At 65.7% G+C, this 22,027-nt stretch carries 12 protein-coding genes, 1 pseudogene and 2 CRISPR repeat arrays; of the genes and pseudogenes, 9 read left to right on the forward strand and 4 right to left on the reverse strand.

Features of this window, described 5'->3' with window-relative positions:
• The first annotated feature begins 34 nt into the window (after positions 1 to 34).
• The gene (locus tag STH_RS03400) at positions 35 to 565 is read left to right on the forward strand and encodes a hypothetical protein (protein ID WP_011194794.1); all 531 of its coding nucleotides are present in this window, start codon (positions 35 to 37) and stop codon (positions 563 to 565) included.
• A 534-nt stretch (positions 566 to 1,099) separates the two neighbouring features.
• Positions 1,100 to 2,848: a CRISPR direct-repeat array (repeat unit 29 nt; unit sequence GTCGTCCCCACGCGCGTGGGGGTGAACCG).
• 24 nt (positions 2,849 to 2,872) lie between these two features.
• Here STH_RS03400 and STH_RS03405 read toward each other — a convergent pair.
• Positions 2,873 to 4,531: a transposase gene (locus STH_RS03405; protein ID WP_083765932.1), complete on the reverse strand. Its 1,659-nt coding sequence runs from the start codon at positions 4,529 to 4,531 to the stop codon at positions 2,873 to 2,875.
• Between the two features lie 91 nt (positions 4,532 to 4,622).
• Positions 4,623 to 8,140: direct repeats of the CRISPR family, unit length 29 nt; unit sequence GTCGTCCCCACGCGCGTGGGGGTGAACCG.
• Between the two features lie 892 nt (positions 8,141 to 9,032).
• Here STH_RS03405 and cas1e point away from each other — a divergent pair.
• The 8 genes and pseudogenes from cas1e to STH_RS03445 form a co-directional block, all read left to right on the forward strand.
• Positions 9,033 to 9,956, forward strand: a complete 924-nt coding sequence (gene cas1e / locus STH_RS03410) for a type I-E CRISPR-associated endonuclease Cas1e (protein WP_011194796.1) — start codon at positions 9,033 to 9,035, stop codon at positions 9,954 to 9,956.
• Positions 9,956 to 13,060 carry a CRISPR-associated helicase Cas3' gene (gene cas3 / locus STH_RS03415; RefSeq protein WP_050742089.1) on the forward strand — a complete coding sequence of 1,035 codons (3,105 nt, stop codon included), beginning with the start codon at positions 9,956 to 9,958 and terminating at the stop codon, positions 13,058 to 13,060. Before cas1e ends, cas3 begins: the two co-directional genes overlap by 1 nt.
• Positions 13,018 to 14,628, forward strand: a complete 1,611-nt coding sequence (casA, locus tag STH_RS03420; RefSeq protein WP_043713234.1) for a type I-E CRISPR-associated protein Cse1/CasA — start codon at positions 13,018 to 13,020, stop codon at positions 14,626 to 14,628. Before cas3 ends, casA begins: the two co-directional genes overlap by 43 nt.
• Before the next feature lie 22 nt (positions 14,629 to 14,650).
• Positions 14,651 to 15,184: a type I-E CRISPR-associated protein Cse2/CasB gene (casB, locus tag STH_RS16870; RefSeq protein WP_158506830.1), complete on the forward strand. Its 534-nt coding sequence runs from the start codon at positions 14,651 to 14,653 to the stop codon at positions 15,182 to 15,184.
• The gene (gene cas7e, locus STH_RS03430; protein ID WP_011194800.1) at positions 15,174 to 16,313 is read left to right on the forward strand and encodes a type I-E CRISPR-associated protein Cas7/Cse4/CasC; all 1,140 of its coding nucleotides are present in this window, start codon (positions 15,174 to 15,176) and stop codon (positions 16,311 to 16,313) included. Before casB ends, cas7e begins: the two co-directional genes overlap by 11 nt.
• A 10-nt stretch (positions 16,314 to 16,323) precedes the next feature.
• Positions 16,324 to 17,022: a type I-E CRISPR-associated protein Cas5/CasD gene (cas5e, locus tag STH_RS03435; protein ID WP_011194801.1), complete on the forward strand. Its 699-nt coding sequence runs from the start codon at positions 16,324 to 16,326 to the stop codon at positions 17,020 to 17,022.
• A gap of 12 nt (positions 17,023 to 17,034) precedes the next feature.
• Positions 17,035 to 17,709 (forward strand): type I-E CRISPR-associated protein Cas6/Cse3/CasE, encoded by a 675-nt coding sequence (cas6e, locus tag STH_RS03440; RefSeq protein ID WP_011194802.1) that lies wholly within the window; start codon positions 17,035 to 17,037, stop codon positions 17,707 to 17,709.
• 136 nt (positions 17,710 to 17,845) lie between these two features.
• Positions 17,846 to 18,973 (forward strand): annotated as a pseudogene (locus STH_RS03445) (IS1182-like element ISSyth2 family transposase); the annotation flags it as partial.
• Here the strand turns inward: STH_RS03445 and STH_RS19840 are convergent.
• From STH_RS19840 to STH_RS03460, 3 genes are all read right to left on the reverse strand, one after another.
• On the reverse strand, positions 18,939 to 19,559 hold the full coding sequence (locus STH_RS19840; RefSeq protein ID WP_011194804.1) for an ABC transporter permease: 621 nt from the start codon (positions 19,557 to 19,559) through the stop codon (positions 18,939 to 18,941). The pseudogene STH_RS03445 and the gene STH_RS19840 overlap by 35 nt on opposite strands.
• A gap of 909 nt (positions 19,560 to 20,468) precedes the next feature.
• Positions 20,469 to 20,951 carry a DUF120 domain-containing protein gene (locus STH_RS03455; RefSeq protein ID WP_043713237.1) on the reverse strand — a complete coding sequence of 161 codons (483 nt, stop codon included), beginning with the start codon at positions 20,949 to 20,951 and terminating at the stop codon, positions 20,469 to 20,471.
• 214 nt (positions 20,952 to 21,165) lie between these two features.
• The gene (locus STH_RS03460; RefSeq protein ID WP_043713240.1) at positions 21,166 to 21,729 is read right to left on the reverse strand and encodes an ECF transporter S component; all 564 of its coding nucleotides are present in this window, start codon (positions 21,727 to 21,729) and stop codon (positions 21,166 to 21,168) included.
• Positions 21,730 to 22,027: the final 298 nt, after the last annotated feature.

The following is a 22,027-nucleotide window of genomic DNA, read 5'->3' on the forward strand; positions in this document are numbered from 1 at the left end:
CCGACGTCTACCGTTCTGGTGCAGGGCCCGGCAGATGGAGCCTTTATGGAATCTGATCCGAACGCTGTTTGCCACCCACCGGCCTCGGCGTGTCGGCGGGATCGATCCGCGCCACGTAGGACGGTATGCAAAGGCGGACCTTCTGGCTGAGCTGGAGGGATACGTCCGGCGGCTCGACGGGGCGCTCCTGGAGACGGAGCGGTACCCGCGGTTCCGGGGTCTTCTCCAGGAGATGCTCGACCAGGAGTCTGAGCAGAAGGTGAGCGCCCTGGACCGGCAGTTGTTCTTCGACTTCCTGTGGGACCTGATCCGGCTGGCCGAGGCCGATGAGAGCCCGGACGCCTCCTTCTGGCGACAGGCGCTGTGGAACCTGGACGGCGCGGCGCGCCACGCCTGGGCGTTGGAGGTGCGGGACCGGACGATGACGCGCAACGTGCTGTGGTCTGCCCGGGAGCGTTACCTGGGGGCGAGGGTCATCGTCCGGACCCACAACTACCATGCGGTGAAGGATCCGGAGGCGATCGCGCGAGCGGCCCCGGAATACGGGCGGCAGGTCCAGCGGTAGCGGGACCGGCCCCTGGGCGCGGCCTTGGCCGGTGGTGGGGCGGGGTGTGTACGCCATCGCAACGGTGCCTATGGGGGTGAGTGTTCGCCGAACGCCTGGCGGGGTGATTTCACGGCGGAACGGCTTGCCCCCGCCCGCCCTGGGAGTCTGGAGGACGTGCTTCGCCGGCAGGGGTGGCGGGAGGCCCTCGTGGACCTGAGGGCGGCCGCTGGGGATGAACCTTTCGTGATGAGTGGTCTGGAGCACGGGCAGGAGCATCGCACAGACTGGCGGCGGGTCTTTGATGGCGTGTGGTTCGTCGAGCGGATGGAGCCGGTAGAGGTTGGATAGGGCATCGTCGCCGGTGAGGAAGTGGCCGCCGGCGTTGGCGGAAGGAGAGTTGGACTTGGTTGCGGTATCGATGAAAATGGGAGCAGGGTGAGTTGCCGTCGACGGGGCATTTCGGTTGATCTGGCGGTTGTTTCGAGTTTGCTGAATCGATACTAGAACCCCGTTTTCTCGAAAGGAGCCTTGTCTCGTGCGGGTTTCGTTAGTGTCGTCCCCACGCGCGTGGGGGTGAACCGACGTCTTCTGACGACACTGAGTCACTCCGTAGCGTCGTCCCCACGCGCGTGGGGGTGAACCGTATGAAGTTAGAGGCTCACCTGCGGCCGAAGCCGTCGTCCCCACGCGCGTGGGGGTGAACCGGAGCACCCCCAGCAGCGCGTTCCACCCCCCGAAGTCGTCCCCACGCGCGTGGGGGTGAACCGCGAGAAGTAGTCCCATCCACTCCGCCGCATCTGTCGTCCCCACGCGCGTGGGGGTGAACCGTATGAAGTTAGAGGCTCACCTGCGGCCGAAGCCGTCGTCCCCACGCGCGTGGGGGTGAACCGGAGCACCCCCAGCAGCGCGTTCCACCCCCCGAAGTCGTCCCCACGCGCGTGGGGGTGAACCGCGAGAAGTAGTCCCATCCACTCCGCCGCATCTGTCGTCCCCACGCGCGTGGGGGTGAACCGGAGGAAGCTTCAGTCTTGGAAACAGGAGTTGCGTCGTCCCCACGCGCGTGGGGGTGAACCGTTGCGGGTACAAACGATGGTTCCGCCGTCGAAGTCGTCCCCACGCGCGTGGGGGTGAACCGATTCATCCTATGTCCCAGACTTATAACGAAGAAGTCGTCCCCACGCGCGTGGGGGTGAACCGGAGTTCAAGATCGTCTCTGCCAACACTGATGTGTCGTCCCCACGCGCGTGGGGGTGAACCAGCTTGTTCTGCGGTTCATGTAGCGGTTGACACGTCGTCCCCACGCGCGTGGGGGTGAACCGTCCCGACCGGCCGCAACCGCCGGAGCGTCTGGACGTCGTCCCCACGCGCGTGGGGGTGAACCGCGATGCACGAACCGCGGATGCGGGTGCTCTCCCGTCGTCCCCACGCGCGTGGGGGTGAACCGAAGTGGCCTGGGACAATATTAGGCGGGCCGCAGTCGTCCCCACGCGCGTGGGGGTGAACCGAGGCGGGCCACCTCCAGGATGGCCTCCACCGGGTCGTCCCCACGCGCGTGGGGGTGAACCGTAAAGCCGCTTCGGGCGGGCAGGGGGGACATGCGTCGTCCCCACGCGCGTGGGGGTGAACCGATGTACGGACTGCATGGACGCAAACGGACTGCGTCGTCCCCACGCGCGTGGGGGTGAACCGACCCAATTCGCTACATTTCCCATTTTGCAGTAGTCGTCCCCACGCGCGTGGGGGTGAACCGTAGTCAATGGGCATAGTGCAAACGTCAGTAGTGGTCGTCCCCACGCGCGTGGGGGTGAACCGTGGCCTGCCTTGGAATCGGGGAGGAGAGAGATGTCGTCCCCACGCGCGTGGGGGTGAACCGGGCGGATAAAGGGGGGGTTAGTCGCCCAGCGCGTCGTCCCCACGCGCGTGGGGGTGAACCGTCCTCGCCCGCGGTCGTCAACTCCTCGGCCCAGTCGTCCCCACGCGCGTGGGGGTGAACCGCAGCGGATGAGCAGGCGAAGCCAGCGGGGGACGTCGTCCCCACGCGCGTGGGGGTGAACCGGCGCGGCTTGAGGGCGAGGAAAAGGCCGGTAAAGTCGTCCCCACGCGCGTGGGGGTGAACCGAACGGCGAGTTGGCGCTAGCTGCGGTTGCGTAGTCGTCCCCACGCGCGTGGGGGTGAACCGCGTGTCGCGAATGCGAAGGCGCGGCTTGAGGGGTCGTCCCCACGCGCGTGGGGGTGAACCGTTATCGTTGCGGCGTCTAGCTCCTCCAGCACCGTCGTCCCCACGCGCGTGGGGGTGAACCGAAGCCAATTTGCGGCGCCCCTAGCTCAAGTTTCACGCGAACAACTCGACATTCGTGGTGTTAAAAGGGCGTATGGGTAGGGAGTGGCCCGGTTCAGGGTAATCTCAGCTCCAGCCAGGGGAGTACCCCGGCTGAACACCAACCGCAGCGTGTCGCCGAGGCACCGAATGGTTGCTCGGCACCGGGCCGCTACTCGTACCAAGAGTCGACTCCCCGCCTCGGCCAGTTTGGGCGAGTTCGTGCTCAGAAACCGCCAAGCCCAGCGCACCAGGTTGAAGGCGAACAAGACCAGCTGCGTGAAGGCGGCGTTGGCCTCATACTTCCGCATCCGAGGAGTACCAAAGTGGAACGTTCCCTTCCACTCCTGGAACCCGGCTTCGATGGTCTGCCGTCCATGGTAGAGCTTGACGACCTCTGTCGTGGTGAGCTCCTCAGGCTGGAGCGTAGTCAGGATGACGCTGCGGACCTCCCGGCCATCGGCGTCCCAGCGGCGCATGGCGACCAGTCGCACCGGATACGGTGCGAGCAAAGTGGGGCCAGGTACGGTAACGGCTTCGGAGGCAAACCGGTTCTTCTCGACTTCAACCCAGTTCTCTGCCGGTACAGCGTCGAAGAGGTGCTTGTAGGCGACGTTGCTCCCGGAGTAGGACTTGATGGTGAACTCATACCCCAGTTCCAGCAGGCGCTGGATCACTTCCGGCGTGCCAAAGGCGCTGTCAGCTCGCAGCAGAATACGGAGGGGAGCCGGGTTCGTCCGATTCTCCTGCCGGTACTGCCGGAGTCGCTGGTTCACTTCACGGAGGTGCTGAACCTCCTCCTGGAACTCACGCTGCAGCTTCTGCTTCCGGCGGGCGCTGCCCTTGCCTGATACCGTCTGCAGTTGCTGATACAGCTGCCTGACCCGAGCCTTCTGCTGAGCCAGGCATGCCTCGACCCATTCGACTCGCCGCAGGGGACGACCAATCCGGGCTTCGATCCTGGGAATCAGTTCGAGCAGGCAGGCGCCGGAACGGCTGTTGGCCTTGCCGGACTTGAGAAGGCCGTCGATGGCAAAGCGCTGCTGCTTCCCGCTGAGGAAGGCGGCTGCGATCTGATAGCCTCGGGCCAACTTCCCCTGGATGTAGCCGAAGTCGGTACCGGTGTACTGCCTGGTCTCGCCCCGAACCTTCTGGCCGGTGAGGTCAATGTCGACGATGACCATTCCGGAGCGGTCTGGACCTGCTACGGCAGCCACCTCCTGCTGAAGCAGCGGGGCCTGGATCTCAGCGAGTGCGTCGGAAAGCTGCTGAACGTTCTCCTCCGTCAGCTTGCTGAAGGTCGCACAGACGGTGGAAAAGTGAGCAAAGCGTTCCTGCCCCCAGGCTTGAGCTACGGCAGGATCGGCAACCAGCGGCTCAGGGTCGAAGTTGAGATCCTTCATGTAGCGACAGTTGCCGAGAATGGCAACCAACGCCTCGACCACCTTGTCAACCGGCGTGTGGGCGTAGGTCTTCTGCTTGATGCGCAGGTGCCGATTCAGGATCTCAACCAGGTTGAGCCTTTGAGCTACCCAGCCAAGAGCGACGAGAAAACCATGTCGGGTGGTGGACTTGATGGCTTGCGCAGCGATGTTGGGTGTCGTACCATGAGACTGCATCAGTCGAACCTCCACATGGTGGATTGGGAGCGGCCACACTCCCACCATGTATCATTGGTTCTGACTGATGCTTTTTCAATGGGTTTCCATTGCACGAAGTCCGGGTTATTCACGCGAAACTTGAGCTAGCGCTTCGTCCGTCGTCCCCACGCGCGTGGGGGTGAACCGCTGTTCAAGCGTCGTAGTCGCAAACCGAAGGTGTCGTCCCCACGCGCGTGGGGGTGAACCGTCCAGGGCCCACCACCAGAGCAGGTGCAGGTGGGTCGTCCCCACGCGCGTGGGGGTGAACCGACGGCCGTTCGCAGGGCGGAGTCCGGTGCCATGTCGTCCCCACGCGCGTGGGGGTGAACCGTCGCCCCTGCAGCTCATCTACCTGCCCCGGGGGTCGTCCCCACGCGCGTGGGGGTGAACCGGAGGGGTGATCATGAACGAGGATGAACTGCGTGTCGTCCCCACGCGCGTGGGGGTGAACCGCGTTGCTTGCGTCGTCATACCGCTCAACAGTAGCGTCGTCCCCACGCGCGTGGGGGTGAACCGTGAGGCTGCGTAGATGGTGCGTGCGGTGCGGAAGTCGTCCCCACGCGCGTGGGGGTGAACCGGCACCAGCGGAGGAGCCTCACCGCCCCTCACCGTCGTCCCCACGCGCGTGGGGGTGAACCGAGGGGTTCACCGCCCTGGATGTGCTCCGGTCCGTCGTCCCCACGCGCGTGGGGGTGAACCGGACGGTGGTCAGCCAACGATGACGGAGTGGGAGTCGTCCCCACGCGCGTGGGGGTGAACCGTGCTGAACGCTCGTCGGTTCTGCAACAACCTTCGTCGTCCCCACGCGCGTGGGGGTGAACCAGGGTATGGCACCGAACACCCACAAACGGGGTTCGTCGTCCCCACGCGCGTGGGGGTGAACCGCTGGACGGTATGCCCTGTCTTTGGCTCGTGAACGTCGTCCCCACGCGCGTGGGGGTGAACCGCGGTCAACAAGGGCAAGGCCTGGGTCCACCCGTCGTCCCCACGCGCGTGGGGGTGAACCGGTGGCGTCATCGAAGTTGATCACGTCCGCAGCGTGGTCCCCACGCGCGTGGGGGTGAACCGGAGTGCGAGAGACCATGACGCGACTTCTTTGCGTCGTCCCCACGCGCGTGGGGGTGAACCGCGCCAGGAACATGCCCCGGAGCGTCAGCCGGTGTCGTCCCCACGCGCGTGGGGGTGAACCGGTGTACTGCATCTACGTGGACGGCAATCTTCGGTCGTCCCCACGCGCGTGGGGGTGAACCGCACATCATCGGCCTCCTGGGCCACCCTGGACAGCGTCGTCCCCACGCGCGTGGGGGTGAACCGAACTCGCTCAGACAGTCGGTGCTGCACCAGTTGTCGTCCCCACGCGCGTGGGGGTGAACCGGACATTCTGGCACCGGGCGGTGTGGACCGGTCCGTCGTCCCCACGCGCGTGGGGGTGAACCGAAGCGCAAGGCGAGCCTTAAACGAGAGTTGTCGTCGTCCCCACGCGCGTGGGGGTGAACCGTCCGGCATCCCAGCCCGCCTGGAGTGGGTCGAGTCGTCCCCACGCGCGTGGGGGTGAACCGCTAGGGAGGTATCGCCATGAAGACGAAACGTCGTCGTCCCCACGCGCGTGGGGGTGAACCGTTCGAGAGGAGGGAGAGAATGGAGCGGCGCCAGTCGTCCCCACGCGCGTGGGGGTGAACCGTTGCGTAACGCCTACAAAGCTAGGGAGGTATCGTCGTCCCCACGCGCGTGGGGGTGAACCGCGATCCGTCAGACATGATCCAGTACCCCTGCGGTCGTCCCCACGCGCGTGGGGGTGAACCGCTCTTTCCGGTCAGGTCGTCCCCTACCTCGATGTCGTCCCCACGCGCGTGGGGGTGAACCGGCGTGATCCCCGGTCGCCACGGCGAACTCTGGGTCGTCCCCACGCGCGTGGGGGTGAACCGGAGGAGGGTTTCTCCGTGACCATCCTAGAGAAGTCGTCCCCACGCGCGTGGGGGTGAACCGTGCCTGCAGGTGCTGTTCAGCCTCCTGCTGGCGTCGTCCCCACGCGCGTGGGGGTGAACCGGCGAGACCATCTACCCATGGGAGGCCGGGCCCGTCGTCCCCACGCGCGTGGGGGTGAACCGTGCTCCAGGGCCTCGCCCATGGCCGACGCCGGCGTCGTCCCCACGCGCGTGGGGGTGAACCGAGCTGCTCAAAAGGAGGGAGAGTGCCATGACGTCGTCCCCACGCGCGTGGGGGTGAACCACCAGCTGAGCCGCTTTAAGCATCGCTGTCGCCGTCGTCCCCACGCGCGTGGGGGTGAACCGTCCCTCAGCAGCTGACCTGCCAGGGCGTAAATGTCGTCCCCACGCGCGTGGGGGTGAACCGTCGCGGAGGCCGAACGCCGGCAGGCCGCCGGCGTCGTCCCCACGCGCGTGGGGGTGAACCGCACGTAGCAGGAGGCGAGATGAGAGCAGCCGTGGTCGTCCCCACGCGCGTGGGGGTGAACCGATCTCCAACCGTGAGGCGGCCGAATGGATCAAGTCGTTCCCACGCGCGTGGGGGTGAACCGGCAACGTGCATCTGGCTACCAAGACCCTGGTCGTCGTCCCCACGCGCGTGGGGGTGAACCGCGGCGCCCGACCGGCGACATTCTCGTGCGACTGTCGTCCCCACGCGCGTGGGGGTGAACCGGAAACCTGCTGGTACATCACTTACACCTACCGGTCGTCCCCACGCGCGTGGGGGTGAACCGTCGTCCTGCCAGCCGCCCACCCACTTAATCCCGTCGTCCCCACGCGCGTGGGGGTGAACCGATGAAGCGTCGTCACATGAGAGTTCGTCCTGCGTCGTCCCCACGCGCGTGGGGGTGAACCGTCCGCCCGGGCCACCGTGAACGGCAACAGCCTCCGTCGTCCCCACGCGCGTGGGGGTGAACCGATGAGCAGGGTCCCGTCCAGCTCAGCCGCTACGTCGTCCCCACGCGCGTGGGGGTGAACCGTCGAGGAACAGAACCGGGCGGCCCAGAAGCTCGTCGTCCCCACGCGCGTGGGGGTGAACCGGTGACCAGCTACCTGTACCACCCACCCAAGCAGTCGTCCCCACGCGCGTGGGGGTGAACCGCGGGCCGCCAAGGAGGCGATCGAGGCCTCCCAGCGTCGTCCCCACGCGCGTGGGGGTGAACCGCGCCGCGAGCAGGCCATCATGACCCTCGCCGCGTCGTCCCCACGCGCGTGGGGGTGAACCGGCCCTGCCCAAGCACATCACGGCCGAGCGCCGTCGTCCCCACGCGCGTGGGGGTGAACCGATAAGGGTCTTCACCGGATGACACCTCCGGAACGTCGTCCCCACGCGCGTGGGGGTGAACCGCTGCCCCTCCCTGATGATCCGGCCGGGGGCCCGTCGTCCCCACGCGCGTGGGGGTGAACCGGAGGCGGCGCAGAATATCGCTTACGGCGCTGTCGTCCCCACGCGCGTGGGGGTGAACCGGGCCCGAGCGGCCTTGTCCACGCCCTGCAGGCGTCGTCCCCACGCGCGTGGGGGTGAACCGGACGCTGCCAGCATCCAGCAGTTGGGCTGCCAGTCGTCCCCACGCGCGTGGGGGTGAACCGTCGGGAATTACCGTGCTCTACACGGCGCAGGAGTCGTCCCCACGCGCGTGGGGGCACGCCCAAAGATCATCATGGGTTCGTCGACCTCATCTTGTCTCCCAGGCAGGTGGGGACATACCGTTCGGCGATTACTGGGTTAAGCCGGTGAGCCAGTCGTGCACACTGCCAAGGCTGGTCGAAGGGTCACGTAGTCCAGCTAGTTAGATTTCCCACCTTGGATCTTGGTCTAGATAGCGTACAGACGGGTCATTAGTGTACTTCCCCCGCCAGCCCCTGTGGACAGCGCTGTGTCTGCCACGGGGTTTACCGGGGGAAGCCTCGTTCGAGCCTTCCTGGTTGAGCTACAATACCCTGATCCGATGCCTTGACCCATGCGAGTTGGTTGGGAAGGCGCGTCCTGCCTTATTATCCGGTTGGTCCCGTCGCGCGACCTGGTGCTCGTGAACTCTGCGGTTCCGCTTCATAGTGCTGCCGGTGTGGAAGATCAGCTTGCCGCCATACTCGCGCTAGGCAAACACCGAAACACTTTCAGAACCGTTGACAACACACTCGCCTCATATTATTCTGACTAAGTGAGAAATACTACCTTTCCCCATGCTCCGTGGGGCTGGCCCGTGTTTCGGCGTCTGTCGTCCGAGCGGAACAGGCAGGTCTCCACGCACGTGGAGGGTAGAACGAAACTTGAAAGGAGGCGAGCTCTTTGGCCGAGGAGGTCGTACTGGAGGTGGCACGGCGGATGTACGCCCAGGCCGAACTCCATTCAGATGGCACCAGGGTGTTCCGCGGGTCACCTCGATCCCTCATGGAGCAGCTTGGCTCCAGCAGTGGCCGTGGTCCGAATGCAGAGTGGTTGGTTCCACCGTCGGTGCCCTAAGAAACTCCGTTCCCTGGCGTGGCACTAAGTGGACGTCTGAGCTTGCCGTCTGCCACTTCGCACCTGTGGGGGGAACGCCGTGCGAAACCTGCGCATCCTGCCGAAGGTCAGGGACAGCTGGTCGTACTTGTACGTCGAACATGCCCGGATCGACCAGGAGGACAAAGGCATCTGCATTCACGACGCCAAGGGCCGGGTACACGTGCCCTGCGCCTCCCTTAGTCTCCTCATGCTTGGCCCGGGCACCAGCGTGACCCACGCGGCCGTCATGGCCATGGTGGAGGCCGGCTGTCTGGTGGCGTGGTGCGGGGAGCAGGGGGTGCGGTTCTACGCCCAGGGGATGGGGGAGACTCGGAGCGCGGTCAACCTCATGCAGCAGGCCAGGTTCTGGGCCGACCCGCAGCGCCGGATGCAGGTGGTACGGCGGATGTATGAGATGCGGTTCGGTGAGCCCCTGGATCCCTCGCTCAGCCTCCGTCAGATCCGGGGAAAGGAAGGGGCGCGCGTCCGGACGGCGTACGCCAGGGCCAGCGAGACCTACGGCGTGCCTTGGTCCGGACGCAACTACGACCGGAACGACTGGGACCGTTCGGATCCGGTGAACCGGGCGCTCTCGGCCGCTAACGCCTGCCTCTACGGGGTGTGTCATGCGGCGATTGTGGCTGCAGGGTACTCCCCTGCCCTTGGCTTCATCCACACGGGCAAGATGCTGAGCTTTGTTTATGACGTGGCGGATCTGTACAAGACGGAAATTACGATTCCCGCCGCATTCATGGAGGTGGCCAAGGGCGTCCAGCGGCTGGAGAGCCGGGTGCGCCACCGCTGTCGCGACCTGTTTGCGGAAAGGCGGCTGCTGGAGCGAATCGTCACCGATCTGGCCCGCTTGTTCGATCTGGACCCTAATCCGGAACCGGAAGTGGATCTGGAGGTCGCACTGCCCGGCGACCTGTGGGATCCCGAGGGACCTGTGGCCGGTGGTCGAAACTTCGGGGGGCGGTCGTGATGGTAGTCCTGATTGTGGAGTCCGCCCCGCCCGGCCTGCGGGGGGAGCTGTCTAAATGGATGCTGGAACCCCGGGCGGGGGTCTTCGTCGGCAGCGTATCCGCGGCCGTTCGGGACCTGCTCTGGGAAAAGGCCTGCCAGGAAGTCGGCGACGGCGGTTGCATCATGATCTACCGAACCAACAACGAGCAGGGCTTCGCCGTTCGCACCTGGGGCGACACCACCCGGGAGGTGGAGGACTGGGAGGGGCTGTTTCTCGTCCGGCGGCCCGATCGCCCGTCCGACAATCCCCATATGTCGTTTACCCCCCCGCAGGATTGGAACGACTACCTCCATCCGGAGATCTGGGCCAAGACTGCCCGCGGCGTTGAACTCGCGGAAGGGGAGGGTCACTATCATCCCCTCTGTTGCCACATGATCGACACTGCCATGGTGGCCTGGCGCATGTGGCGGTATGTGCTTCCCCAGCGCCTGCGCGACCAGATCCGCCGCCAACTGGGGCTACAGACCGATGACGAGGCTGGCCGCTGGATCGCATTCTTCGCCGGACTGCACGATCTGGGCAAGGCCACGCCCGCCTTTGCCAAGCAGTGGCCGGAGGGATGGCGGCTGCTCACGGAACAGAAATACGGGGCAGCCTCCGGTTCGGAATCCAAGCCCCATTACGTCCTTACCACTTTCCTGTTGGAGTCGCTGCTGGAGGAGCTGGGGCTGCCCGGTGCCGTGGCGGTGCCGGTAGCCGCTGTGATTGGCGCGCACCATGGCCTGTTCCCCACCGCCACTGATCTGCGACATGCAGAACGCTATGCGGGCAAGGCAAAGTGGCAGGAGGCGCAGGCCCACCTGGTCCGGCTGCTGGCCCACGTGTTGGGCGTCGATCGGCTGAACGTCCCGACGGGTGATCTGTGGCAGGCCAACAGCCTGTTGGTGATCCTGGCGGGCCTCACCAGTGTCGCAGACTGGATCGCGTCCAACCACACCTACTTCCCCTTTGCCGGCGACCGGGTACGCCTTCCCTCCTACGCCCGGCAGGCCCGCTGGCGGGCCTGGATGGCCCTTCACCAGTTGGGTTGGTTCCATCGGCCGGTCGCAATGGCGCCGCGATCCTTTACCGAACTCTTCGACAAGGTGCCTAACCACCTGCAGAAACAGGTGTTGGCGATTGCAGATCGTCTCAGCGGCCCCAGCCTGGTCCTGCTGGAGTATCCGATGGGCGGCGGGAAGACCGAGGCGGCCCTGTATCTGGCCGATTCCCTCGCCGTTGCCGCGGGCCAGAAGGGGCTCTACTTTGCCCTGCCCACCATGGCCACCAGCAACCAGATGTTCGGCCGCGTCAACCGCTATCTGGTCAACCGCTTCCCCGGCAGCCGCATCAACGTGCAGCTCCTGCATGGCCATGCGTCCCTCAACGCCGAGTTTGAGCTGCTGCGCGCAGCCCACCTTCAGGAACTGGAACGAAGGAGGGCAGGGCGGGAACAGGAGCTGGCGGCGGTCGGCGAATCCACTGCCGCGACCGTGCTGGCGGCAGAGTGGTTCACCTACAAGAAGCGAGGCCTGCTCGCCCCTTATGGCATCGGTACCATCGACCAGGCCTTGCTGTCGGTGCTGCAGACGAAGCATTTCTTCGTCCGCCTGTTTGGACTGGCGGGTAAGGTCGTGATCCTGGACGAGGTACACGCCTATGACACCTACATGCAGACTTTGCTGACCCGGCTGCTCACCTGGCTGGCTGCCTGCGGTACCTCGGTGGTCCTGCTCTCCGCGACCTTGCCCGCGCACACCCGCAAGGCGCTGGTGGCGGCTTACGCAGCAGGCCGAGGGCTGCCTGCACCTGCCGAGCCGGAAGTCACGTACCCCCGTGTCACCTGGCTGACCGATATGGAATCGAATGCGGTTCACATCGAGGGAGCTGCAACTCGCACCATCACCCTGCGCCGTTACGCCCAGGATGACGAGGGCTGGATGCGGGCCTTGCAGGAAGCGCTGGTGGATGGGGGCTGCGCGGCGGTCATCGTCAACACCGTCAGCCGCGCCCAGGCCGTGTACCAGAAGCTGCAGGACTACTTCCCTCCAGAGGAGCTGTGTCTCTTCCATGCCCGCTATCCCTTCGATGATCGGATGGCCCGGGAACGGGAGGTTCTGACCCGGTTCGGGCCGGGCATCGCGGACCGGCCCCGGCGTGCGGTCCTGGTGGCCACGCAGGTAGTCGAACAGTCCCTGGATCTGGACTTCGACCTGCTGGTGACCGATCTGGCCCCGGTGGACCTGGTCTTCCAACGCAGCGGCCGGCTCTGGCGGCACCGCCGGGAGTGGCGTCCCCCAGGGTTCACCGAACCCACCCTGTGGTTGCTCATGCCGCCGCTGGACGAGCAGGGTGTTCCCCAGTTCGAGCGCGGCTCCCGCCTCATCTACGACCACCACACCATGCTGCGGAGCTGGCTGGTGTTGGCGCAGCAGGATCACCTCTGCATCCCCGATCAGCTGGAGCCCATGGTGGAAGCGGTCTACCGGCCCGCTGACCCTCCGGAGGAGCTGCCGGAGCCGCTGCGGGCGCTATGGCTCCAGACCCGGGCTGTACTGGAAGCGGAGCAAGCCCGAGACCAGCAGGAGGCGCGGCGGCGGTACATTCCCGACGTGCACCAGAACCTGCTGGAGATGGTCCTGACGGATCTGGAAGAGGAAGGCGAGAGCCACCCCGCGGTGCAGGCGCTTACCCGGCTCGGCGGGATTGCGGTGACCGCCGTCTGCCTGGTCGAGGCCGATGGCCGGTTGTGGGCGCCGGGTCCCGAGCCAAGGGAGATCCATCTCCAGAGACGCCCCGACAAGGAGGATGTCCGGGCCCTGCTTGGGCGTGCGATCGCCATCAGCTTCGATCCCGGGCTGGCCCGGCAGATCCTGGCTCTGGATCCGCCGGAGGTCTGGGAAGGTTCCGCCTACCTCCGCCGGTGCCGGCTCCTGACGTTCGACCCGGCGGGCAACTGCCTCACGGCCGGGTTGCCTTTGCGCCTGGACCCCGAACTGGGGCTCTTGAAGATCCCTGGCGGAGAGGAGGAGGAAGAGGAGTGCCGCGATTTTCCCTCTGGGAAGACCCGTGGATCCCGGTGATTCGGCTCTCCGGCCACCCGGACCGCCTGAGCCTCCGACAGGCCCTGGCCGAGGCGCATGTGGTCCGGGAGGTCTGCGACCCATCACCCCTGGTGGTGGTCGCCATCCACCGTCTGCTGATGGCGCTCATCTACCGGGTCTACCGGCCGGTGACCCGCGCCGACTGGGCCGCCCTCTGGAACGCGGGGCGCTTTGACCCGGGACCGCTGGACGGCTACGGCGCCTTCTGGATGGACCGCTTTGAACTGTTCCATCCTGAGCGCCCGTTCTACCAGGTTCCCTTCATCGACGGGGAAAAGGTGCACCCCATCAGCGCTCTGGTGTTGGAGGCCGCATCCGGCAACAACCCTACCCTGTTCGACCACGGCCGGGTGGAGGGGGGCGTGGCCTTGCCGCCCGACCGTGCGGCCTGTCATCTGCTGGCCCATCAACTCTTTGCCCTGGGTGGTGGGGTGAGCAAGCCGTTCAACCGCATGGATGCGCCCCTCACCAAGGGGCTGGTGGTGGAGGCCCTGGACACCAACCTGTTTCGGACGCTGCTGCTCAACACGCTTCCCCTCGAGGACTGGGAACGGTTGATTCCCCCCACGGATGACGACGCGCCATTCTGGGAGGGGGACGATCCCCCGGAACCGGTGCGGGAGGGCACTCCGGTGAAGGGGCCGCTCCACTACCTGACGTGGCAGAGCCGCCAGCTTCACCTCTGCACCGACGAGGAGTCCGGTCTGGTGACCGGCTGCCAGATCCGGCAGCGCTACGCCCTGCCCAAAGACGGCGTCCGCCTGGATCCGGGCAAGGTCTACCAGCAGTCGCCGAAAGAGGGGTTTGTGCCATTTAAGCTCAACAAGGAGCGGGCGGTCTGGCAGTACACCCATGTCCTGCTGCAGACCAGCGGGCAGGACTACTCGAGGCCGTATCTCACGGACTGGCTGGCCACCATGCACCGCTTCCGCAGCCGGTATGGGATTGCGTTTCCGTCCCGCGTGATCCTGGCGGTGACGGGGCTCACCACCGACCCGCAAAAGGCGGCCAAGGTCGAGCTGTGGCGCCGGGAGCGGCTGCCTCTGCCCATGACCATCTTGGACCAGCCCGAACTGATGGCCGAGGTGGAGGAGATGCTGGCGGAGGCCCGGCGGGTGGAAGGGCTGCTGAGCCGGACCGCGCAGGCGCTGGTCTGGGCGAGTGCGGAGCGCAAAGCCCTTGGGGATGCGGTCACGTACACCTGGACCGGCAAGCTTCCTCCGGGGAAGAAGCTGGATCAGGTGAAGGGGCTGGCCAGGAGCCTGGGCATGGTCGCCCGTTACTGGCCACAACTGGAAGAACCGTTCCGCCGGTCTATCGAGGATCTGGCCGTCAAGTCCGCCGGGGAGGTGCGCAGCGCGTGGCGGGAGGCGGTGATGATGGCTGCCCGGGACGCCTTCCGCTCTGGACGGGACGGACTGCTGCACACCGAAGCGTCGTTTGAGGTGTTGACCTGCGTGGGCAGCGCCTTCCACGGCAAGCTGTCCCGAATCTTCGCGGCAGCGGGAGAGGAGGAGACCGAGTCCGATGAAGGGGCCATCGAGTAGGCAGGTTGAGTTTGCAGGGTGGTTGAGCGGACTCGACGACCGGGGGACGCTGGCCGCCCTCCGCCGGGGGCTGATGCTGGAGGAAGAGCAGCTGTTTGAGCTCTTCGGGTATGTGCCTCCGCGTTTCCTGACCGGACTCCGGCCCGGGGAGGAGCGACTGTATCTCATGGTCGCTGCCCTCTACGCCTACCATCCGGTGAGCTTCGGCGAGGAGGAGCTGGCCGAGCGTAGGCGCAACCTGGGCGAGTCGCTGCGGCGGCTGGCTGAAGAAAAGGCCCGCCAGCGCGGCGGGCTGGACGAAGGGGAAGAACTGCTGCCCGAATCCCTGAAACGCCGCATGGAGGCGCTTCTGAGCGCACCGAGGGCGGATCTGTTCGGCCACCTGCGCCAGGTGATCAGCCTCTTGAAGAGTGAGGAGATTCCGGTGGACTGGGCGCAACTTCTCAGCGATCTGCAGCGGTGGGAAGCCCCGGACCGCCGCGTCCAGTGGGCCTGGAGCCGATCCTTCTACGTTGGCTACCAGACAGAGGGAGGGGATGAGACCGATGTTCGTTGAGATGCACCTGCTCCAGAACTTTGCGCTGTCCAACCTGAACCGGGATGACACCGGGGCGCCGAAGAGCTGCGTCTTCGGCGGCACCCGCCGGGCGCGCATCTCCAGCCAGTGCCTCAAACGCGCCGTCCGGACCTATGTGCGGGAGCAAGCCCTGGTTCCGTCTGAGCTGCTGTCCTACCGTACGAAGTGGTTGCAGCGGGAGCTGGCCAACCGGCTTGCGGCCGGAGGGGTGGAGGCGGAGCAGGCCGGCCAGGTGGCGGCTCGGGCGTTGGAGCTGTTGGAGTTCCGGCTGAAGAACGGTCGGACCGAGTATCTGTTGATGGTCGGGGAGCGGGAGATCGCCCGCATCGCGGATCTCTGCCGGGAGCACGCCGCGGCCCTCCAGGGCGGGGACGGCGGGCGGAAGAGCAAGAAGGAGGGGGACAACCTCGCAGGCCTTTTCCTGAAAGCCCTGGATGGGGGCGACGCGGTGGACATCGCCCTCTTTGGCCGGATGATCGCCACCCATCCGGAGAAGAACGTGGATGCGGCTGTCCAGATGGCCCACGCCTTCTCGACCAACGCCATTGCCAACGAGTTCGACTTCTACTCGGCGGTGGACGACCTGCAGCAGCAGGACGATGACGAAGGGGCCGGGGCCGGCATGCTGGGCACGGTTCTGTACAACAGCTCCTGCTATTACCGGTACGCCAATGTGGACCTCCGGCAGCTGCTCACCAATCTCGGCGGGGATCCTGACCGGGCGCTCACCGCGGTGCGGGCCTTCCTGCTGGGCATGGTGCATGCCGTCCCTACCGGCAAGCGGACCAATTCGGCGCCCCAGAATCCTCCGGCGCTCATCATGGCGGTGGTGCGGGAACACGGGTTGTGGTCGCTAGCCAACGCCTTTGTAGTGCCTGTCTCCGGTGCCAGAGGCAACCTGATGGAGCTTTCGGCCAAGGAAATGCTGGCTCACTGGAATCAGTTGTCCGAACTCTACGGGCAGGAAGGTGTCCACTACGCCGGACTTGCCACGTACCTTTCGAGCGACGCGATTGGTGCGTCAAACGCCGTCGGTATCGCCGTGGAGAAACGGCTGGCCGACCTCGTGGATCGGGTGCTGGCGGAAGTACAGCCGGCGCTGGCCTGAGGTGGTGGATATGTACACGCTGCTCCTGCGACTGGCAGGCCCCATGCAGTCGTGGGGAACCGCCAGCCGGTTTACCGAACGGGATACCGGGATGGAGCCGTCCAAGTCGGGCGTGATCGGCATTCTGTGCGCTGCCCTGGGCAAGCCGCGGGAGGAGCGGCCGGAAGATGGTGGACGTTGGCCCTCGCTGGCGGAACTGGCGAGACTGCGGATGGGCGTGCGCATCGACGCGCCGGGCCGAGTTGGCGTGGATTTCCAGACTGCCGGCGGTGGACGATTGGGCACCCGCCCTTACGGTGTCGCCAAGGCGGATGGGAGCAAGCCAGATTCGGTAATGAGCTGGCGCTACTATCTGGAAGATGCGGCCTTCCTCGTGGGCCTGGAAAGCGGGAATCGGGCGCTGCTGGAGCGATTGCACGTCGCCCTGCGGGAACCGGTGTGGCCCCTGTACCTGGGCCGGAAGTCCTACGTCCCCTCGTCGCCGATCTTCCTGCCGGACGGGCTGCGGGAAGGCGGTCTGGAGACGGTGCTGGCGCAGTACCCGCCCTTGGTGGTATCCGGACAGGAGCGGGTGCGGGTGGTGGTCGACCAGGCAGAACCATCTGGCGAAGTGCGGATGGATGTGCCGCTCGACTTTGCCCGCCGGTTGTTCGGCATTCGCTATGTGTGCAGTTACTCGATTGACCTGCCTGACGAGGCCGGGACGTAGGAGGTGGAGCGAGTGTATCTTTCTCTCTTACGCCTGAACCCAGCTTCGGCGGCAGTACAGCGCGACCTCCGGGACGTGCAGGCGCTGCACCAGCGGGTGATGTCGGCCTTTCCCGATGTGCTGGATCCTGAGGTGGAGGCCCGGGCGTACTTCGGGGTTCTGTACCGGCTGGAGCTGAACCGGTACAGCGGGCAGGTCCTCCTCTATGTGCAGTCGCGGGTGGAGCCCGACTGGGGGCGGCTCCCTGCCGGTTACTTGACCCCGGCTGATGGATTGCCCAATCCTGCGGTCAAGCGGGTGGATGAGGCTTATGCCCGTATCCGGGAGGGGCGAGTGCTCCGATTCCGGTTGCGGGCGAACCCGACGCGCAAGATCGACACGAAGTCGGGGCCGAATGGGGAGAAGCGTAACGGCCGGCGCGTGCCGCTGTCCGGGTTGGACGCGCAGCTCGGGTGGATGGAGAGGAAGGCCCGGGAGCATGGCTTCGAACTCCTGGAGGCGACGGTGGCCGCCGCCGGGGCCAGTGAACGGGTGCGGAGCTACACCACCGGGCGTACCTTCCAGGGCGTGTTGTTCGAGGGCCGCCTGGTGGTACGGGATGCGGGGAGGTTCCGGGAGGCGCTGGAACGGGGAATCGGTCCGGGAAAGGCGTACGGCTACGGCCTGTTGTCGGTGGGGCCGGGTTAGTGGTTGTTGAAACGATACTAAAACCCCCCTGCGCCTGGGTCGACCCAGGCGCAGTCGGGTTGAAGACAAAATCCGGGTAACCCCTCGCGGGTGCCCGGATTTTGTTGTACAATGGCAACATAAGCAGTATCTGGCGGTGGTGAATGCGGTGCTTCGGGAACATGGACATGCTCAGCGCAAGTATGAGCTCGTGCTGATCGAAGACTTGGTGCCCCAAGATCATTTGCTCCGGAAGATCCAAGCGATACTTGATACTGACTTCATCCGGGAACGCACGGCCAGGTTCTACAGCGACCGGGGGCGACCGGCCATCGATCCAGTAGTGCTGGTGAAGATGGAGCTCATCGCATACCTCTTCGGCATCCGATCGGATCGGCGATTGGTCGAGGAGATCCGGGTCAACGTCGCCTACCGCTGGTTCTTGGGGTTGGGGCTTACCGATCCGGTCCCGCACTTCACCACGCCAGGTAAGAACTACAGCCGTCGGTGGAAGGACTCCGGCCTGTTTGAGGAACTGTTCGACCATGTCGTCAAGCAGGCCATTGATGCCGGATACATCGATGGTCGCATGATCTTCACCGATTCCAGCCACCTGAAGGCAAACGCCAACAAGCGTCGGATTGCCAAAGAAGGTACGAAAGGCGTTACCCTGGAGGACATCGCCAGAGCCCGGGAACGGCACCTGGCGGCTCGTCGGGCCGAACGGGAAGAGTGTGCGGCAAATGATGATACGGAGGATGGCTTACTGGCCGCAGTGAACGCTGACCGCGAGGCCCACGGGCTGAAGCCCTTGCCCGAACGCAAAGAAGACCCGCAGCCGGATCTGTCGGTTGACGAGATGACGGTCAGCCTGACGGACCCGGAAGCGGCGATGCTTCGCCGTGAGGGGAAGCCTGACGGGTTTCACTACCTGCAGCACCGCACCGTCGATGGTCGCCACGGCTTCATCCTCGACGTGCTCGTCACGTCGGCGGCGATGACCGACGCCCAGGTTTACCCCACGTGCCTTTCCCGTGTTGACCGGCACGGGCTGAAGGTCGAGAAGGTTGGAGTCGATGCCGGGTACAACACCTTGGAGGTTCTGCACCTGCTGTCCAAGCGAGGGATTCAGGCTGCGGTAGCGCATCGCCGTCACCCTTCGCCCAAGGAACTGATGGGCAAGTAGCGCTTCAAGTATGACGCTTCACGGGATGCCTACCGCTGCCCGGCCAAGCAGTGGCTGACGTACGTCACCACCAACCGTGACGGCCACCGAGTCCTCCGACCAGGTAGCCGAAGGCGGCGCTCATCCAGAAGCCCAGCACCGACGTGCCGAGGGCTGCGGCCAGCTGCGGCAGGGTGACATCCCACAACGCCCATGCGGCCAGCAGGGCGCACAGGGTCAGTGCCATGCCGAGGATCAGCCGTGCGGGCACCTGGGCAAGCACGAAGGTCAGCCGGGTGACGGGAGTGGTGCGCATGAGGCGGAGGATACCTTGCTGGCGCATGGCGATGATGGGCATAGCCACGCCGAACAGGCCCAGGGAGGCCAGCGCGTAGACGAGGGCGCCCACCATGCCGTAGCGCAGGGGATCTGCGAAGAAGTCACCGCTGTCGCTGACGGAGAGGGCGCGGATTCCGGCCGCACGTGCAGCCTCTTCCAGGGCCACCTTGATCGCACGCACGCGGACGTCGCTGCCCACGGGCGTCTCGATGACGACGCTGCCAGATGGTGGACGGCAGAAAGACCAGGGCTTCGAACTCGCTGCTTGCCTTGCGACGCATTCCTTCGCCCGCGTCGACCAGTTCAAATGTGACATTCTGGAGACCTTGAAGTTCCGCTGCCAGGGCGTGTACGGCCTGGGTGGCATCGGCCGGGAGAACGAGTGTGATGAGCCCGTCTTCCTCGTTCATCAGGAACGCGATAAATGGGAACACGAGCATGAGAAGCAACGGGGGAACGAAGATGTAGATCATCATCTTGAAATCCCGAAGCAACTCACGCCAGTTGGCCAGTGCGAGTTGACAAAAGGCTTGCGTGTTGAACATATGGCCTCATTCCGCGCCTGTGCCCTCCGCACAAACAGGCGGAACAGGTCCTGCAGCGTGGTCGGATCGGTGGGGGAGTTCCTCGCCGTCCGATACAGCGCGGGATCTATGCGGTGCCGGAGCGTCTCACCGCGATGGGCGGTGTGCGCCCGCATGACCTACCGGCCTGCGGATGGCGTCCCGCAAGCCGCTGCGCCTGCTCTCCCAGCCCGGCCTTTGACTGCGGATGGCCATACGGTTGGCCGCTTCGGTCGGCTGGGTGTGGGGATCGAGCGCGAAAAACCAACGGTCCACATTCCTCACGGTGCGGCTCAGGCCGACAGCCGTACCCACAGAGTCCAGGCCTGCCTGATCCCGTTCGATGTTCTCCGCCAGGGCGAATGCGACAGTATAACCACTCAAGAGTCATAATTCGGCTTTTCGGTCGCCCCTCCTTTCTCCCTGGCTTCCGGTGCTGAGGCATCCCCACGCGCGTGACGCTGAGCCGCGTAACGGAAGTCGTTGCCGTCTACGACACCTCCTCAAAGCGTGAGCGTGAACCCAGGATGGGAGTGTGACCCGCACTCGCGCACGCACCGGTTGGGGCCAGACTCAATCGGCGCGGAAACAGGTCACCCCGGCGGAGAAGCCCTTGCCTTCCCCGCCGGGGTGTCTGCTGCACGGTTGCGTTCACGTTGGCCTTGCACGCTTTTCACGTGTGCCCAGGAATGCAGGGCGTTGTCCGTGACACGTCACTGTCGGGATGGGCGCGATGTTGCCCAATCGGAGCGTGCCCTGCTGGAGTCTGCAGCGATCCACTTCTGCGCAGGAGCGTTGTCCCCGATCGTGATGACGATCTCGTCCCCATCGCGCAGTTCCAGCGCCTCACGCAACCGCACCGGTGCCAGAAACTCCACCTGCGCGGGGTTGTACCCGTACACCATGGGTCGGAGCAAAACTACCGGATGCGACCGGACGCCCCTGGCAACATGGGCCGGAAGGACGAGCGAACAGCAGATGTCCTCCGCAGGAGGGACCAACACGGTGCCGGCCGTGAGCAGCAACCGGTCAAGTTCCTGCCGATCGCCCTCAGCTATCGCGTTCAGCGTCCCCGGCACCGGTTTGAAGCCAAAGAGCCGCTCGATGGCCGCCCGGAACCAGTCCAGCGTCGTCCACCGGGCAGCGACGCCCAGGCCGGAGACCACCCGGCCCGTCCATCGGATTTGAGTACCCATGTCGTTGCGCCTCCCTTGGCCGGATGCCGGCAGCCCTCCCAGGGTGAGCCCCAGGGCGCGGGCGGGTTGCACGCCCGGACCTGGTCACCGCATGCATGTCCACGCTCCTGCCCGGAATCAGACGCCGGGTGCCAGCCGACGGTGCGGACGCGTGTTCCGCGATCGGGGTTTCGCGTCGGGACCCGCGCCGACGCGGTTGGTTGGAGCTGGCTCTTTACTCCGCCCGGGAAGACCGTCCTGTCCAGACGCTTACGCCTGTGTCCACCAGCAGCGCGGCCACACCGTTGAGCCCGCCCTTGATCAGGTTGAAAGGCACCACCACCGGCAGGATCATCGCCAGGGCCGTCTGCAGGTCGCCGAAGAACAGCGGCCCGAGGATCAGCGTCAGGGCGACCTCGGCGAGGGTGTAGACGACCACTCCGGCCACGACGCTGACGACCTTGCCTCTCCCGCGCGCGGCCACCCGCTGGTAGACCACGGCGGCCGTCAGCCCCAGCGCGGCGCTGCCGACGAACCGGCTGGTCATGCCGATGAGACCTCCGCTGCCGGTCAGCCCCATGACCACCGCCACCGCGGCCGAGATGCCCGTCACCCAGAGCGGCGAGAGCCGGAAGGCGGCGAGAAGCAGGGGCACATCGCTGGGTTCGTAGATCAGGTACGGCGCCGCGGGAAGCAACGGGAAACGGATGACCAGCGCCAGGACCACCGCCAGGGCCGACAGAACCCCGGAGGTGGCAACCTGGCGCACGACCTTTGCAGACTCGGGTACAGCCGACATGGGCACAGCCTCCTTCGTCTCCCTCAGAGCTTAACCGTACACGGTGGCCGACCGTTTGTACAGTCCGTTTCCCGGCAGACCGTGTCCATCGTCGGTCAACCGCCAAGGCGCGAGCGGGGAGGGTCTGGTGCAGTCCATGCCATCGGCCGTCAGGAGGTTGCCCGCGATCCGGATGCCCATGGCGCTGATGGTGGTGAAGGAGTGGCGTGCGCCGAGTTCGTTCTGAACGGACTGCAGCCGGGCGAAGAGGTCGGCCGCCGTGGGCTCTGCGGGTGATCGTCATCATTCTTCTTCTCCG

Origin of the sequence: Symbiobacterium thermophilum IAM 14863, assembly GCF_000009905.1 — a bacterium.
In the GTDB taxonomy this organism is placed as follows: Bacteria; Bacillota; Sulfobacillia; order Symbiobacteriales; family Symbiobacteriaceae; genus Symbiobacterium; species Symbiobacterium thermophilum.